Origin of the sequence: Aquitalea magnusonii (assembly GCF_003202035.1) — a bacterium.
GTDB lineage: Bacteria > Pseudomonadota > Gammaproteobacteria > Burkholderiales > Chromobacteriaceae > Aquitalea > Aquitalea magnusonii.
Genome location: NZ_QJKC01000002.1, coordinates 117,378 through 130,477, shown reverse-complemented (window position 1 = coordinate 130,477; position 13,100 = coordinate 117,378). Strand labels below are relative to the sequence as shown.

General features: G+C 61.5%; 16 protein-coding genes and 1 riboswitch. Of the genes, 5 read left to right on the top strand and 11 right to left on the bottom strand.

From position 1 onward, the window contains the following. Nucleotides 1-73: 73 nt before the first annotated feature. From DFR38_RS02385 to DFR38_RS02375, 3 genes are all read right to left on the bottom strand, one after another. A complete protein-coding gene (locus DFR38_RS02385; protein ID WP_059286306.1) occupies nt 74-514 on the bottom strand; it encodes a MarR family winged helix-turn-helix transcriptional regulator in 441 nt (146 codons plus the stop codon). A 70-nt stretch (nt 515-584) separates the two neighbouring features. Next, on the bottom strand, nt 585-1,148 hold the full coding sequence (locus tag DFR38_RS02380; protein ID WP_059286307.1) for a YIP1 family protein: 564 nt from the start codon (nt 1,146-1,148) through the stop codon (nt 585-587). A gap of 152 nt (nt 1,149-1,300) precedes the next feature. After that, complete coding sequence (locus DFR38_RS02375; protein ID WP_239688696.1) at nt 1,301-1,897, bottom strand: helix-turn-helix domain-containing protein; 597 nt, start codon at nt 1,895-1,897, stop codon at nt 1,301-1,303. Nucleotides 1,898-1,961: 64 nt separating this feature from the next. Between DFR38_RS02375 and DFR38_RS02370 the strand changes: the two genes are divergently transcribed. After that, nucleotides 1,962-2,651: a B3/B4 domain-containing protein gene (locus tag DFR38_RS02370; RefSeq protein ID WP_059286309.1), complete on the top strand. Its 690-nt coding sequence runs from the start codon at nt 1,962-1,964 to the stop codon at nt 2,649-2,651. Between the two features lie 70 nt (nt 2,652-2,721). Here DFR38_RS02370 and DFR38_RS02365 read toward each other — a convergent pair whose 3' ends face one another. The 7 genes from DFR38_RS02365 to DFR38_RS02335 form a co-directional block, all read right to left on the bottom strand. Beyond that, complete coding sequence (locus tag DFR38_RS02365) at nt 2,722-3,579, bottom strand: energy-coupling factor ABC transporter ATP-binding protein (protein ID WP_059286310.1); 858 nt, start codon at nt 3,577-3,579, stop codon at nt 2,722-2,724. After that, nucleotides 3,576-4,310: a cobalt ECF transporter T component CbiQ gene (cbiQ, locus tag DFR38_RS02360; RefSeq protein WP_059286311.1), complete on the bottom strand. Its 735-nt coding sequence runs from the start codon at nt 4,308-4,310 to the stop codon at nt 3,576-3,578. Before cbiQ ends, DFR38_RS02365 begins: the two co-directional genes overlap by 4 nt. After that, on the bottom strand, nt 4,294-4,584 hold the full coding sequence (locus tag DFR38_RS02355) for an energy-coupling factor ABC transporter substrate-binding protein (protein WP_059286312.1): 291 nt from the start codon (nt 4,582-4,584) through the stop codon (nt 4,294-4,296). The genes cbiQ and DFR38_RS02355 overlap by 17 nt, the downstream gene beginning before the upstream one ends. Then, nucleotides 4,584-5,252, bottom strand: a complete 669-nt coding sequence (locus tag DFR38_RS02350; RefSeq protein WP_059286313.1) for an energy-coupling factor ABC transporter permease — start codon at nt 5,250-5,252, stop codon at nt 4,584-4,586. Before DFR38_RS02350 ends, DFR38_RS02355 begins: the two co-directional genes overlap by 1 nt. Before the next feature lie 64 nt (nt 5,253-5,316). Next, a riboswitch (cobalamin riboswitch) is annotated at nt 5,317-5,527 on the bottom strand. Between the two features lie 65 nt (nt 5,528-5,592). After that, nucleotides 5,593-6,288 carry an aquaporin gene (locus DFR38_RS02345; protein ID WP_110312940.1) on the bottom strand — a complete coding sequence of 232 codons (696 nt, stop codon included), beginning with the start codon at nt 6,286-6,288 and terminating at the stop codon, nt 5,593-5,595. Next, on the bottom strand, nt 6,285-6,701 hold the full coding sequence (locus DFR38_RS02340) for an arsenate reductase ArsC (RefSeq protein WP_110312939.1): 417 nt from the start codon (nt 6,699-6,701) through the stop codon (nt 6,285-6,287). Before DFR38_RS02340 ends, DFR38_RS02345 begins: the two co-directional genes overlap by 4 nt. Continuing rightward, entirely contained in the window at nt 6,701-7,057 is a 357-nt protein-coding gene (locus DFR38_RS02335) for an ArsR/SmtB family transcription factor (protein WP_059284537.1), read from the bottom strand. The genes DFR38_RS02340 and DFR38_RS02335 overlap by 1 nt, the downstream gene beginning before the upstream one ends. A 558-nt stretch (nt 7,058-7,615) precedes the next feature. Here DFR38_RS02335 and DFR38_RS02330 point away from each other — a divergent pair. The 4 genes from DFR38_RS02330 (at nt 7,616) to DFR38_RS02315 (ending at nt 12,662) form a co-directional block, all read left to right on the top strand. Continuing rightward, nucleotides 7,616-8,149, top strand: a complete 534-nt coding sequence (locus tag DFR38_RS02330) for a fimbrial protein (protein ID WP_059284566.1) — start codon at nt 7,616-7,618, stop codon at nt 8,147-8,149. Nucleotides 8,150-8,219: 70 nt separating this feature from the next. Next, nucleotides 8,220-8,969 carry a fimbrial biogenesis chaperone gene (locus tag DFR38_RS02325; RefSeq protein ID WP_059284536.1) on the top strand — a complete coding sequence of 250 codons (750 nt, stop codon included), beginning with the start codon at nt 8,220-8,222 and terminating at the stop codon, nt 8,967-8,969. A gap of 71 nt (nt 8,970-9,040) precedes the next feature. Continuing rightward, nucleotides 9,041-11,629, top strand: coding sequence for a fimbria/pilus outer membrane usher protein (locus DFR38_RS02320; protein ID WP_082693251.1), 2,589 nt, complete (start codon nt 9,041-9,043; stop codon nt 11,627-11,629). Between the two features lie 70 nt (nt 11,630-11,699). After that, nucleotides 11,700-12,662 (top strand): fimbrial protein, encoded by a 963-nt coding sequence (locus tag DFR38_RS02315; RefSeq protein ID WP_059284535.1) that lies wholly within the window; start codon nt 11,700-11,702, stop codon nt 12,660-12,662. A 106-nt stretch (nt 12,663-12,768) separates the two neighbouring features. Here DFR38_RS02315 and DFR38_RS02310 read toward each other — a convergent pair whose 3' ends face one another. Then, nucleotides 12,769-13,059 (bottom strand): hypothetical protein, encoded by a 291-nt coding sequence (locus tag DFR38_RS02310; RefSeq protein WP_059284534.1) that lies wholly within the window; start codon nt 13,057-13,059, stop codon nt 12,769-12,771. Between the last annotated feature and the right edge of the window lie 41 nt (nt 13,060-13,100).

The following is a 13,100-nucleotide window of genomic DNA, read 5'->3' as shown; positions in this document are numbered from 1 at the left end:
AGTCAGGCACAGTCAGCGCCAGGATGAATGGGGCGGTCATCATATCGCATTGCGATACAAATGGCTTGTGCGGCTAGTTTCCGGTTTTGAGTGCCTGCTGGATATTCAGCAGCAAATCGGGCGAGGGGCTGTTTGCCAGGTCCTTGAGCAGCAGCAGTTCATCACGATGGGCTTGCGCCAGCTTTTCCACCAGCTCCAGTCCCTTGGGCAGCAGGCTGATTTCCACTTGCCGGCCATCGTTTCTGCCGGGCGCCTTGCGCAGCAGTTGCTGGCTCTCGCAGCGATTGATCAATCCCACCACGCTGTGATGGTGCGATTGCAGCCTTTCGGCCAATTCGGCCACGGTGGCCCAGTCCCGGCCGGGATAGCCCTGTACCTGCAACAGCAACTGGTATTGCAGGGGCGTGATGCCATGGCTTTGCGCCAGCTCCTCGCTGAAACGCAAGAACTGGCGCAGGCGGTAACGAAAGTCGGCCAGGTATTCGAAATCCTGTTTGCAAAGCGGGCTGGACATGGGCGGGCAGGGCAATGATGATGCGCTACCTTACCATATCCAAACCGCGACCAAACTGCCGACCGCTGGCCTAGAGCAGCGGCAGCATCAGCAAGGCCACCACGAACAGCCATACCAGGGCGCCCACTGAAAACACCGTGTAGGCCATGGACTGGGTACTGACCGAGTCATCATGCTCAAACAGGGCATCCAGCCCGTGATAGGTCAGCGCGCCGGATGCCAGCAGGCCGAGCAGGCCGCAGGCCATGTTGAACAGCGGGTAAGGCAGCAGCAAGGTCAGGGTGGACAGCCAGATCGGCAGCGGGGCAATGGCCGCCAGGCGATAGCAGTCGGCAAAGGCCGGGCGGGCAGGGGCATGTACCGACTGGCGGATGACCCAGGCCATCAGCGGCACCGCCAGCCAGTTGGTCAGCATGAATAACAGGCTGATCAGCGCCCAGTGGGCAAAGGAAACCTCCGGGCCGTAGACATCACCATGAAAGCTGGCCGCAAACAGGATCATCGCCGTTCCCAGCAGCGAACCGGGCAGTACCAGTCGACAAAAGCTGGCAGCAAGCGTGGGATGGGACTGGGACAGGCTGTCCCAGCTATGGCCTGACGACCACAACATGCGCAAGGGGCTAAGCGGACTCATGGCATTCTCCTTGAAAAACAGCAGGGCTGTCGTTTAAATATATCGCAATACGATATAAATGCAATGCCGATTTGCCGTCAGGCCAACAGGCAGGCAAGGCAGCGGTTTACAAGGAGGGCTACGAGATGGCGCGGTGGCCGCTGCTGCAGGGTTTATTTCATGCTGCGCAAAGGGCTGAGCTCGGCCACGGTCATGGTAAACAACAACCGCTCATCACTTTGATTGGCATAGTGGTGCGGAGCGTCGGTACGGGCGACGGCTGCCATGCCGGCATGCAGGGTGCTGAGTGCACCCCCCACGCACAGCTGCAATGTGCCCTGCTCGACATGAAACAGCTCGAAGGTCCCCTGCGGATGTCCGGGCGAAGTGAATACCTCTCCCGGCTGCATCTCCCAGCGCCACAGTTCCACCATGTCCGGACCGCTGCTGCCGGCCAGTAGCCGGGCGCTACCGCCATGCGCTCCGCGCCACAGCACGGGAATGTCAGCTTGCTCGATAAGGTGAATGGCCGGCGCGCTGGCCACGTTCACGATATCCGCCACGGAAATGCCCAGTGCCGCCGCCAGCTTGCACAAGATGGCAATGCTGGGGTTGGCGCTGCCTTTTTCGATTTCCACCAGCATGCCCTTGCTGACGCCCGCGCGGCGTGACAGCTCGTCCAGCGATAATTTTTGCTCTTTGCGATATTGCTTAAGTCGGCTGGCCAGTGCTGCACTGATGGATTCGGCATCGGCACCCGGATCGGTCATTATGTTGACTGTTTTGGACATTGGTCGCTAGTATGGGATGAATCAGTCACCAGAGGATACCGCAATGTCAGCCTTTTTGCCGTCAATCAGTCCGGAAATTGCCACGCTTGCCCCCGGCTTCCGCGCCATCAGCCTCCGCGTGGAAGCGGCAGCACTGCTTGCGCCGGAGCTGGGCGCACAGCAGTTGCAGGAGGCCTGCCGCTTTGTGCAGGCGGGCGGGGCAGCATGGGCCGATGCACATCTGCAGGCATGGGCCGATGTGTTTCGCGCCTTTGGTGCCAAGCCGCAGCGGACACCATGTTCAGCCGAGGCCCTGCGCAAGCGGGTGCTGCGCGACGGCAGCCTGCCGGCCATCGATCCGGTGGTCGACCTGTATAACGCCATCAGCCTGCGCTATGCCATTCCGGTAGGGGGCGAAAACCTGGCGGCTTACATTGGCCAACCCCGGCTGGTCGTGGCCGATGGCAGCGAGCCGTTCGACACCATGAAAGAAGGCCAGCCCGCCCTGGAATCCCCCGAGCGCGGCGAAGTGGTGTGGCGTGATGAGCAAGGGGTGACCTGCCGCCGCTGGAACTGGCGGCAAGGAGTGAGAACCCGGCTGAGCGCGGCCGACCCGCACATGTGGTTCATCCTGGAAAGCCTGCCGGCCATGCCGCTGGAAGCCTTGCAGCAGGCCGGGGCCGAGCTGGCGCAGGGCATTGCGCAGATGATGCCCGGTTCGCGCATCGCGTCCAGCCTGCTGACCCTGCCCTGATCCAGTGTGGCCAAACGGCTGCGGCAGGGAGTGACGGCAGGTTTTGCCAGTTACCGTCTCTGCATCCGGTCTATGCTGGCTGACACGCTGCCTGCTGCCATTTTCCGATCAGATCCATGATCTCGCGGTCGGTGCGCGGCATGGCGGCATCTGCAGCCAGCCAGCCGTGCTGCCGGGCAAAGGCCACCATTTGCAGCAGCAGGGAGGGGCTGAGTCCGGCCGTCAATAACATCGCCTGGTCCAGCAAGATACGGCTGCGTTCGCCAAAGCCGATGAGCCGTCCCGCGGCAAACAGGGCGATATCATCGGCCAGGCGGCAGGCCAGATCGACATCGTGGGTGGAAAACACGATGGTGATGCCGCGCTGCATCAGGCTTTGCAGGATGTCAATCAGCTGGGCAATGCCGGCGTGATCCAGCCCGGCGGTGGGTTCATCCAGCAGCAGCACCTGCGGCGCCATGGCCAGGGCGCCGGCAATGGCCACCCGTTTCTTTTGGCCACCGGACAGCATGTGCGGTGGGCGATTTTCCAGCCCGGCCAGGCCCATGGCCTGTATTGCCGCTTCCACCCTTTGCCCTGTCTCGGCCGCTGTCAGCCCCTGATTCAAGGGCCCGAAGGAGATGTCTTCATAGACCGAGGCGGCAAACAGCTGGTCATCGGCATCCTGCAGCACCAGGCCCACCTTGCTGCGCAGCCGGTTAAGTCCCTGGCGCGAGTAGCTCACCGGCTCTTGCTGCAGCAACACGCGGCCATGCTGTGGCCGCAAACTGCCATTCAGATGCTGCAGGAAGGTGCTCTTGCCCGAGCCGTTTGGCCCCAGCAAGGCCAGGCAGCGGCCCTGGCGGATGGACAGATCGATGTCCGACAGGGCAGTGATATCGCCGGGAAAGCTATGGCCTAGTTGCTGGACGCTGAGAATGGTGTTCATGAAAATAGGCTTCCCACCAGCAGTACGCTACCCAGTAACAGGCTGGTCCATGTCAGGCGCAACGGCGACAGCGGCTGGGTGCGCCGCAGTACCATGAATTCGCCATTCCAGCCGCGGGCGGCCAGACCGTTTTCCATTCGGCCGGCCCGGTCCATGGTGCGTGGAAACAGATTGGCCAGCAGCAGGCCGAGCGAGCGCAGTTGTTGTTTGCGATTGCGCTGGCCCAGTCGCGCAGCCTGGGCGATATGCATGGCACTGGCGGTGTCCAGCAGCAGAAATACCAGCCGGTACATGAGCAGGCTGATTTCGGCGATTTCGCGCGGCAGGCCGATCCTGCGCAGGCCGGCCAGGATGTCGGTCACCGGGGTGGTCAGGGCCAGCAGCAGCAGGCAGCAGATGCCGGCGCAAGACCTCAGCAGCAGGCCGCCTACCGTTGACAGGCCCGCCGGCGCCAGGCTCAGGCCGTGGCGGCCGATATCAAACAGCATGGTCAGCCCGGCGGTCAGCAGGAAGCCGGCAGGGATCACGGCATGGCGCAGCCAGAGTCGCAACGGCACCCTGGCATCCAGCAGCGTCACGCCCAGCACGCAGACGATGATGCAAGGCGCGCCGGGCAAGGGCGGCAGGCTGATGGCCAGCAGCAACATGCCAATGGCCAACAGGGCTTTTTCCAGCACCGGCCTTTCCCGCCAGCGGCTCAGCTGCGCATATTGATCAATGCTCAGCGTCATCGCGGGCGGCCAGTCCCTGGCGTTTGCCGATGACATAGCCGATGACGCCGGCACCCATGGCAGCCTGCAAGGCAAACAGCAGGCTTTCCACTTCGCCGCTTGGCGGCTCCCAGATGGGGGTGAACCAGGGCTGGTAGCCCGGCTTGGCGTGGGTAATGGCCGCGGTGGCCTGGTCGTCCGAGCCGGCAAACTTGCCTTCGACCAGCAAGAGCGGCAGCACCACCAGCGCGACGCTGCCCAACAGCAGCCATTTGCTACGGGATGACTTGGCCATTAGCGTGTCTCCCCGGCAAGCATGCTGACTTTCCTGATATCGGCCACCTTGCCGGCCAGCGCATCCATCACCACCACCGTCAGCATGCCCTCGGCAATGGCCAATGGCACTTGGGTCAGCGCGAAAATGCCACCGAACTTGATGGCGGCAGTCATGAAGCCTCCCACCGGGTCTGGGTAAGCCAGCGCCAGCTGGATGGAGGTGGTGACATAAGTAGCCAGATCCCCCAGTGCCGCGGCAAGAAACATCGACACCGCCACCGACCAGCCAAGGCGCTGGCACAGTTTCCATAGTCCATAGCTGACCCAGGGGCCGACGATGGCCATGGAGAACAGATTGGCTCCGAGCGTGGTCAGGCCACCATGGGCCAGCAGCAAGGCCTGGAACAGCAAGACCATGGCCCCCAGTACCGCCATGACAGCAGGCCCGAATACCACCGCGCCAAAACCAGTGCCGGTGGGGTGCGAGCAGGAGCCGGTGACGCTGGGCATTTTCAGGGCGGACAAGACAAAGGCAAAGGCCCCGGCAGCGGCCAGATTCATTCTGGCTTGCGGGCGTTCCGCCAGGATTTTGCGTATGCGCCAGACACCGGCGGCAAAGAAGGGGGCTGAGACGGTATACCAGGCAAGACAGTGCTTGGCCGGCAGATAGCCTTCCATGATGTGCATGATGATGATCCACAAAGAAAGTGGCGCGGACTCTGCATGTCGCCCCCCGGCAGCATGACAAGCGCGCTCACAGACGATGATGGCAGGTCTCCTGACTTCCGGCTCCAGCAGCCTTGCTCGTCTTCCCGGCTTGGTGTCCTGCTGGTGGATGCAGACAGGACAGCCAGTGACATGATGCGCAAGACCTAACCGATTACAGTTGCGGGGGCAGTTGCAGCATTGCACTGCATTCCCTTTTCACCGGCGCTGCCGGCACCATCAATGGCCGTCAGGATACGCCAAGTTCATGCCCTGCGCAAAACGGCAGTCCCGCCGCCGGCCATGGCGGCAGGGTGGTTGCCTAGCCGGTGCGGCGGCCTGTCGTGGCGGCAGCTCTGGCCGGCGCGGGTATCAGCCAGCCACACAGGGTGCAGGCCAGCACAGCCCCCAGCAGCTGGGCCGCGATAAAGCCGGGCGTGTCGGCGAGGCGGATGCCGGCGAAGGTATTGCTGGCCGCCCGCGCCAGGGTTACCGCCGGGTTGGCGAAGGCGGTGGAAGCGGTAAACCAGTAGGCCGCGGTGATATAGGCAGCCACGGCATAGGGCAGTGCGCTGCGGTGCTGGCGCGCACAAGCCAGGATGGTGGTGATCAGGCCGAAGGTGGCGACAAGCTCGCTGAGCCATTGCGCGGGACCACTGCGCAGATGGGTGGATGCACTGAAGGCTGGCAGCCCGAACATGCCGTGGGCCAGTGCGACCCCCAGCAAGGCGCCGGCGAGCTGAGCCAGCATGTAGGCCATGACATGGCGCCAGGGCAGCTCACCCAGCCAGCCCATGCTCAGGCTGACGGCCGGGTTGAAATGGGCTGCCGACACCGGGCCGAATACCAGTATCAGCACGGCCAGCCCGCAGCCGGTGACCAGCGAATTGGCCAGCAGGGCGATGGCGACATTGCCGCCCGCCAGCCGTTCGCCCATGATGCCCGAGCCCACCACGATGGCCAGCAGCAGGGCGCTGCCCAGCGCTTCGGCAACCAGGCGCCTGGCCAGCGTGCTCATGCCAGCCCCAGCGCGTGGCGTACTGCCGGCACCAGTCGCTGGCGGATATCGTCGCGTACCTGGATGAAGCTGGCCAGCGCTTCGCCATGCGGATCGTGAAAACCGACATGAATGCGTTTCACGGCACCCGGAAATACCGGACAGGACTCGTTGGCCTTGTCGCACACGCTCACGACCAGATCGATAGGCTGCGTCATGACCTCGCTCAGCTCCTTGGGGTAGAGCCCGGCTGTTGGCAGGCCCAGCAATTCGAGTGCGGCGATGGCGCCAGCCGCCACCTGTGCCTGGGGGTGGGTGCCGGCGGAAATGGCGTGCACCTGGCCTGCCAGCTCATGGTTCAGTATGGCTTCGCCCATTTGCGAACGGCAGGCATTGCCGCTGCACAGTACCAGTACGGTTTTGCAATCTGTCATCAGCTTTCCTTGTGTGCCTGGCAGCAGCGCTCGCTGCCTTGGTCCGTGCCATCCCTGCTGGGCAGGCAGGATTTCCCCTGACAGCAGTTGCTGGTGAGGAAGGCGAGCAGCCCATCCATGGTGCTGAAATTTGCCGCATATCGAATGAAACGGCTTTCGCGTTGGCCATCGATCAGCCCGACCCGGCTCAGGTGTGACAGGTGAAAGGACAGCGTTGCCGGAGCAATGCCCAGCCGTTCGCCAATCGCGCTGGCATAAAGGCCGTCCGGGCCGGTTTCCACCAGCAGGCGGAAGATGGCAAGCCGTGTTTCATGGCCGATGGCGGCGAGGATTTCTGCTGCAGTTAATAGTTCCATAATTCGATTATTATCGAAATATAGGCGGCGGTAAAGTGACGCTTTTGTTATCCCTGCCTTTTCCCCGTCTGCCTGCTTTCATCATCCTTTTTGCATGTCTTGCCTGTTTCTGCCCCCACCGCTGCATGGCCGCCGGCCTGCCGCTGGCGCTCTGGCTGAGCAGCCTGCGTTCGCCGCGTACTGCCGCGGAGCAGTATCTAAAAGTATTTGATTAAAAAAACAGCGGGTTGTGACCAGGCTTGCGCTACAGACACCCTGTTGGCCATGCGCTGTTGTCATATTTGACAAGAAAAATTACAACACTTTAAAGAAATTTCTTTTCATGTCGTAAAGGGTGAGTTTACAATTACAAATAACAACAGCTTAAACATATATCATCTAATTCCGCAGGTGCCACAGGTGCCGGTGCGAGTAGGCAAGCTGTTGCGGGTGGTTTGCGAGTGTTCTGGCTGGCTGTGCCACAGGCAGCAGCGATGGAAGCTTGCGGGGAAGGGCGCCAGAGCTGGCGTCCAGTCTGGGGCAGAGTACTGCCCTGTTCATGCGATGGAGTTCTACAAAATGAAAAAGATTGTTTCAGTCTTGGTAATCGGGTTGGGCATCTACTCTGCTGGCGCACTGGCAGCGGATGGCACCATTACCATCAATGGCAAGATCACTGCCAATACCTGCACCATCACCGGCACCAGTGGCAGCAATGTCACCGTGACCCTGCCGACGGTGTCGACCTCGGCGCTGGCCACCGCCGGCCAGGTTGCCGGTGTGACGCCGTTTGCGCTGAACCTGAGCAACTGCAACGGCACCAGTGCCCAGACCCATTTCGAACTGGGTGCCACCGTCGACCAGAGCACGGGCAATCTGTTCAATTCCAGCGGCACCGGCATGGCCACCAATGTGGAAGTGCAGCTGCTGAACAATACCTTCCAGCCGATCAACCTGGCCACCAATGCCAATTCGCAAACCGTCACCCTGTCCGGCAGTTCGCCGAACAAGACCGGCACCATGAACTACTACGCCCAGTACATTGCCACCGGTGGTGCATCCACCGCGGGTACCGTCAATACCAGCGTGCAGTACTCGATGATTTACAACTAAGCAGCACCCGCCCGGTGGTCTGGGGAATGCCTTCCCGGACCGCCAGGGCAATCGTTGAGGCAGGTGCAGAATGAAAAAAATAGCAAAATTCGGGGCAGTCGCATTCACCGTCATGGCCATCTTGCTGGCATCCGCCGCGCAGGCCAATGTGGTGATCACCGGGACCCGCATCATCTACAAAGCGGATGATCGCGAAGTCACCATCAAGATGGACAATGTTGGCCATGATCCGGCGCTGGTGCAGGTATGGGCGGATCGTGGCAATGAAAAGTCCCTTCCCACCACGGCCGATGCGCCCTTCCTGATCATGCCGCCGATTTTCCGGGTCGATCCGGCCAAGGCGCAGACCGTACGCCTGACCTTTACCGGCGATAGCGTGCCGCCAGACCGAGAGTCGGTGTTCTGGCTCAACATCCTGGATATTCCGCCCCTGCCCAAGGCCAGCAATGAGCAGCACAACTATGTGCAGGTGGCTTTCCGTTCCCGGCTCAAGCTGTTCTATCGCCCGGCCGGCCTGCCCGGTAATCCGGATGAGGCTGCCGACAAACTCAGCTGGCAACTGGTGCCGCTGGGGGGGACGCCTGGCTACGCCTTGCGTGCCAGCAATGCCAGTGCCTTTCATGTCTCGCTCAATTTCAGTGCCATCCAGCTGGGTGGTCACGAATACCGCAGCGAGGGTGGCATGATCGCTCCCGGTGGCAGTACCGATTTCAAGCTCAAGGGACTGACTGCACGTCCCGCCGGCGAGGCCGTGCTGCGCTACGAAAGCATCAATGATTTTGGTGCTCCGGTTGCGCACAGCCTGCCGCTGAAACCTTGATCAATCAGGACCGGGCCGCGCCGCACCACCGCGTGCGTGCCGGCCGGGTTCATGCCAGATAGCGTGCTGCCATGATGAAAACTCCTCGCCGGCAGGCCTCGGCCTGCTGGATGCCCAAGCCATTGAGCCTGATGCTGCTTGCCGTGTTCAGTCCGGGTGCGGCCTGGGCGGCTGTGGCCAATCCGGCCGACGGCGCTGTGGCACTGAACGATGTGCAGTTCAATCCGGCTTTTCTGGGGAAAACCCCGGATGGCCGGCCGCAGGATCTGTCGCGCTTCAGCGGGAGTGGCGCGGCACTGCCTGGGACTTATCGCGCCGATGTGTTCGTCAATATGGGCTGGCTGGGGCGGCGCGATATCGTGCTGCGCGAGCGGGATGATCACCAGGTGGTGGCCTGCTTTAACCGCGCCCAGCTGGATGAAATGGGGGTGGATTTCAGCCGGCTGCCAGATAGCGATGCCCTGACCCGGCAGGATGCCAGTACCTGCCATGAGATCGGTGCCATCGTGCCGGGTGCGCTCAGCAGCTTCAATGCTGGTGATCTGAAGCTGGATGTCAGCATTCCCCAGCTATATGTCCACCGCCATGCGCGGGGTTATGTCGACCCGCAATACTGGGATGCCGGTGCGCCCTTTGCCGGCTTCATCAACTACAACGCCAATGCCTATCGCTATGACAACGGCAGCGCCGGCAAGACCACCCAGTATTATCTGGGCAGCAATGCCGGGCTGAACATCGGCGAGTGGCGGCTGCGCCATAATGCCGCGCTGACACAGCAGAGCTACCAGAACCAGAGCGGTGACGGACGCCATTACCAGAGCATTTCCACCTATGCCCAGCATGACCTGACGGCATGGCAATCGGTGCTGACGGTGGGCGACAGCTTTACGCCGTCCGATCTGTTCAGCTCGGTGGGCTTTCGCGGGGTGCAGATCAATTCCGACGACCGCATGCTGCCGGAATCGATGCAGGGCTATGCGCCGGTGGTCCGTGGGGTGGCCGAGACCAATGCCCGTGTATCCATCCGCCAGAATGGCAATCTGATCTATGAAAACACCGTGCCGCCCGGCGAGTTCCAGATCAACGACTTGTATAACACCGGCTATGCCGGCGACCTGAATGTCACGGTTACCGAAGCCGATGGCCGTACCCGCCAGTTCGTGGTGCCCTATGCCGCGGTGCCGCAGTTGCTGCGTACCGGCCAGTCGCGCTACAGCATCACCGCCGGTCAGCTGCGCGATGAAAGCCTTGATACCCAGCCCAAATTTATCCAGGCGACCTATCAGCGTGGCCTGAACAATACCATCACCTTCTATGGCGGGCTGATTGCGGCCGAACACTACCAGGCCGGCATGCTGGGGGTGGCGGTCAATACGCCTTTTGGTGCAGTGGCGACCGATGTGACCCAGTCGCAAGCGCGCGATCTGCCCGCTGTGGCTGGCCTGGGCGCGCAGCTGACCGGTCAGAGTTACCGCGTCACCTATAGCAAGCTGCTGGAAGCCACCCGCACCAACCTCACCGTGGCGGCATACCGCTATTCGACCGAGGGCTATCTGGAGTTCAACAGCTATGCCGCGCTGATCAATCAGGGCAGCGTGGTCTACCGCACCCGCAACAAGTTCCAGCTTAATGTCGACCAGCCGCTGGCCGAGGGCTGGGGCCATGTGTTCATCAGCGGCTCCACCCAGGATTACTGGAATCAGCCCGGACGCGACCTGCTATACCAGGCCGGCTATTCCAATAGCTACAAATGGGGCAGCTTCAGCGTGTCGGCCGGGCGCAGCAAGGACGCCCAGAACAACAACACCACCCAGTACATGCTCAGCATCTCGATTCCGCTGGGCAAGCAGCCCACCTCACCCTTGCTGACCGCCAGCCTTACCCGCGACAGCATGCACAATGGCAGCGAGCAGCTGGCGCTTAGCGGTTCGGCCGGCGAAATGCGCAATATCAGCTACAACGCCTACGCCAGCGCCAACCAGTTCAATGGCCGGGATGGCAGCACGGGGGGTGGCGGCAATCTGCAATATGCCACCTCGGCCGCCACCTTCTCGGCCGGCGCCAGCAGCATGGGCAATACCTCGCAGCAATCCCTGGGGGTGAGCGGTGCGCTGGTGTTCCACCCTGGCGGCGTCACGGCCGCCCAGTCCCTCGGCGAGTCCATCGCGGTGATCGAGGCTCCGGGCGCGGAAGGTGCCATGGTCAATAACGTCAATGGTGTCCGGGTCAACCACAACGGCTATGCCGTGGTCACCAACCTGATGCCATACCGGCAAAACGACATCACGCTCGACCCCAAGGGCATGAGCGAAGACGTGGAATTGCAGGAAACCTCCAGCAAGCTGGCACCGCGCTCCGGCGCCATCGCCATGGTGAAATTCCCCACCCGGCAGGGCAAGCCGATGATTGTCCGCCTGCGCCTTGCCAATGGTGACAATCTGCCGGTGGGCGCCAGCGTGCAGCAGGCCGACGGCAGCGAGCTGGCCATGGTGGGGCAGGGTGGGCGCACCTTCCTGCGCGGCCAGGAAGGCAAGCCGCTGCGCGTGAGCTGGGGGCCGCAGGCGCGGCAGCAGTGCAGCTTCAGCTATGCCCGTCCGGCGCAGGCAAGCAGCGAACGCAAGAACAAGGGCTATCTGCAGACGGAAGCGATATGCCAGTAGTCACCCGACGAACCGTGTGCCCGGCCATGAAACATGCCGCAGCGGCGTGCCGTCCCTTACTGAAATGGTTATGAATATGCGCAAGTACCTGCAACAGACATTCGCAGCCCTGGGTTTGCTGCTGTTATTGCTGCCCAATGCCAGCCAGGCGCTGGGTTGCTGGTTGAACCAGTCCGGCGGGCCGCTGAGCAGCACCTTGACGCTGCCTAACAATGTCTATATTTCCTCGACTGCGGCCACTGGCACCATCATCTGGCAATCGCCCTTGCAAAGCATTTCGGTGTACTGCACGCAAAGCGTGGGGGAAAACGTCTATTTCTGGGTCAATCCGAAAAACCAGACCCTGGCAGCCGGGGTGCAGATCGGCATCCTGTTCAATGGCGTCACTTATACCCAGACCAGCGGTGCCATCAATACCGGCATCTATGTGCCGCAAGGCGGGCAGGTCACCAGCAATCTGCAATACTCGGTGGTGATATTGAAGTCGTCCAACTCACCCAGCAGTGGCGTGGTCAATATCAACAACTACCCGGTATTCCAGCTGGATGGCAAGGGCGGCCTGAATAATGTGCCGATTAACTTTAATCAGCTGCTGAACGGCAGTGTCACCTTTACGCCGGGTGGTACCTGCCAGCTGAGTGCCGCGGATGTCAATCGCAGCATCACCCTGCCCAATGCCTCCACCTTTAATTTCCCTAGTGTCGGCAGCACCTTTGGCCGGACCTATTTCACCATTACCGCCAGCAATTGTTCGACCGGAGTCAATACCGCCACTTTCAAGTTTTCCGGTACGCCCGACAGCAATATCGCTACCGAGTTTGCCAATAACGGCACGGCCAAGGGCGTGGCGGTCAATATGGCATCTGCTGGCGATGGGCTGAATATTGGTGCCAACTCCACCAACAATACCCGGGTGGTGAATGTGCAAGCGCAAATGGCGCAGCTGCCGGTTTATGTAGAGTACTACCGGACTGCGGCCATGGTGCCGGGCACCGTACAGTCGATTGTCAGCGTCACCATGTTGTATCAATAGCATTCGGTACTGTGCCCATGGCGGGCCGTGCCACATGAAAAAACCAGCAGCTGGAATCAGGCTGCTGGTTTTTTTATATGGCGAACAGTCGCCCGGCCAGGCGCTGTCAGTTGTAGACGATATTGACGATGCCAGTGCCTGCTGTTGCGCCTGGCACCTGGCTCAGGGTCAGCGACCGGGTGTTGTCCATGCCGGAGCAGGAAGGGCCGGACGCCTGCAGGCGAGCGGCCTGATACAGCCGTGGCTGGCTGGCATAAGCCAGCAGGGTGCTAGCAGGAATGGCACAAGGGCTTTTGGCGATCTGCCCGGACACATCGATACGGCCGCCGTTGTCGGCACTGGCCACATTGGCTTGCAGGCAGGCCACGGCAATCAGTACGCCAATCATTTTCTTCATCACACACCTCCTGCACTCATCCACAGCGGCTTATTTTGAAT

Bases quoted from the DNA above. Each gene is read 5' to 3' on its own strand.
- DFR38_RS02385 (WP_059286306.1), bottom strand. From the start codon at position 514: ATGTCCAGCCCGCTTTGCAAACAGGATTTCGAATACCTGGCCGACTTT.
- DFR38_RS02380 (WP_059286307.1), bottom strand. From the start codon at position 1,148: ATGAGTCCGCTTAGCCCCTTGCGCATGTTGTGGTCGTCAGGCCATAGC.
- DFR38_RS02375 (WP_239688696.1), bottom strand. From the start codon at position 1,897: ATGACCGATCCGGGTGCCGATGCCGAATCCATCAGTGCAGCACTGGCC.
- DFR38_RS02370 (WP_059286309.1), top strand. From the start codon at position 1,962: ATGTCAGCCTTTTTGCCGTCAATCAGTCCGGAAATTGCCACGCTTGCC.
- DFR38_RS02365 (WP_059286310.1), bottom strand. From the start codon at position 3,579: ATGAACACCATTCTCAGCGTCCAGCAACTAGGCCATAGCTTTCCCGGC.
- cbiQ (WP_059286311.1), bottom strand. From the start codon at position 4,310: ATGACGCTGAGCATTGATCAATATGCGCAGCTGAGCCGCTGGCGGGAA.
- DFR38_RS02355 (WP_059286312.1), bottom strand. From the start codon at position 4,584: ATGGCCAAGTCATCCCGTAGCAAATGGCTGCTGTTGGGCAGCGTCGCG.
- DFR38_RS02350 (WP_059286313.1), bottom strand. From the start codon at position 5,252: ATGCACATCATGGAAGGCTATCTGCCGGCCAAGCACTGTCTTGCCTGG.
- DFR38_RS02345 (WP_110312940.1), bottom strand. From the start codon at position 6,288: ATGAGCACGCTGGCCAGGCGCCTGGTTGCCGAAGCGCTGGGCAGCGCC.
- DFR38_RS02340 (WP_110312939.1), bottom strand. From the start codon at position 6,701: ATGACAGATTGCAAAACCGTACTGGTACTGTGCAGCGGCAATGCCTGC.
- DFR38_RS02335 (WP_059284537.1), bottom strand. From the start codon at position 7,057: ATGGAACTATTAACTGCAGCAGAAATCCTCGCCGCCATCGGCCATGAA.
- DFR38_RS02330 (WP_059284566.1), top strand. From the start codon at position 7,616: ATGAAAAAGATTGTTTCAGTCTTGGTAATCGGGTTGGGCATCTACTCT.
- DFR38_RS02325 (WP_059284536.1), top strand. From the start codon at position 8,220: ATGAAAAAAATAGCAAAATTCGGGGCAGTCGCATTCACCGTCATGGCC.
- DFR38_RS02320 (WP_082693251.1), top strand. From the start codon at position 9,041: ATGATGAAAACTCCTCGCCGGCAGGCCTCGGCCTGCTGGATGCCCAAG.
- DFR38_RS02315 (WP_059284535.1), top strand. From the start codon at position 11,700: ATGAATATGCGCAAGTACCTGCAACAGACATTCGCAGCCCTGGGTTTG.
- DFR38_RS02310 (WP_059284534.1), bottom strand. From the start codon at position 13,059: ATGAAGAAAATGATTGGCGTACTGATTGCCGTGGCCTGCCTGCAAGCC.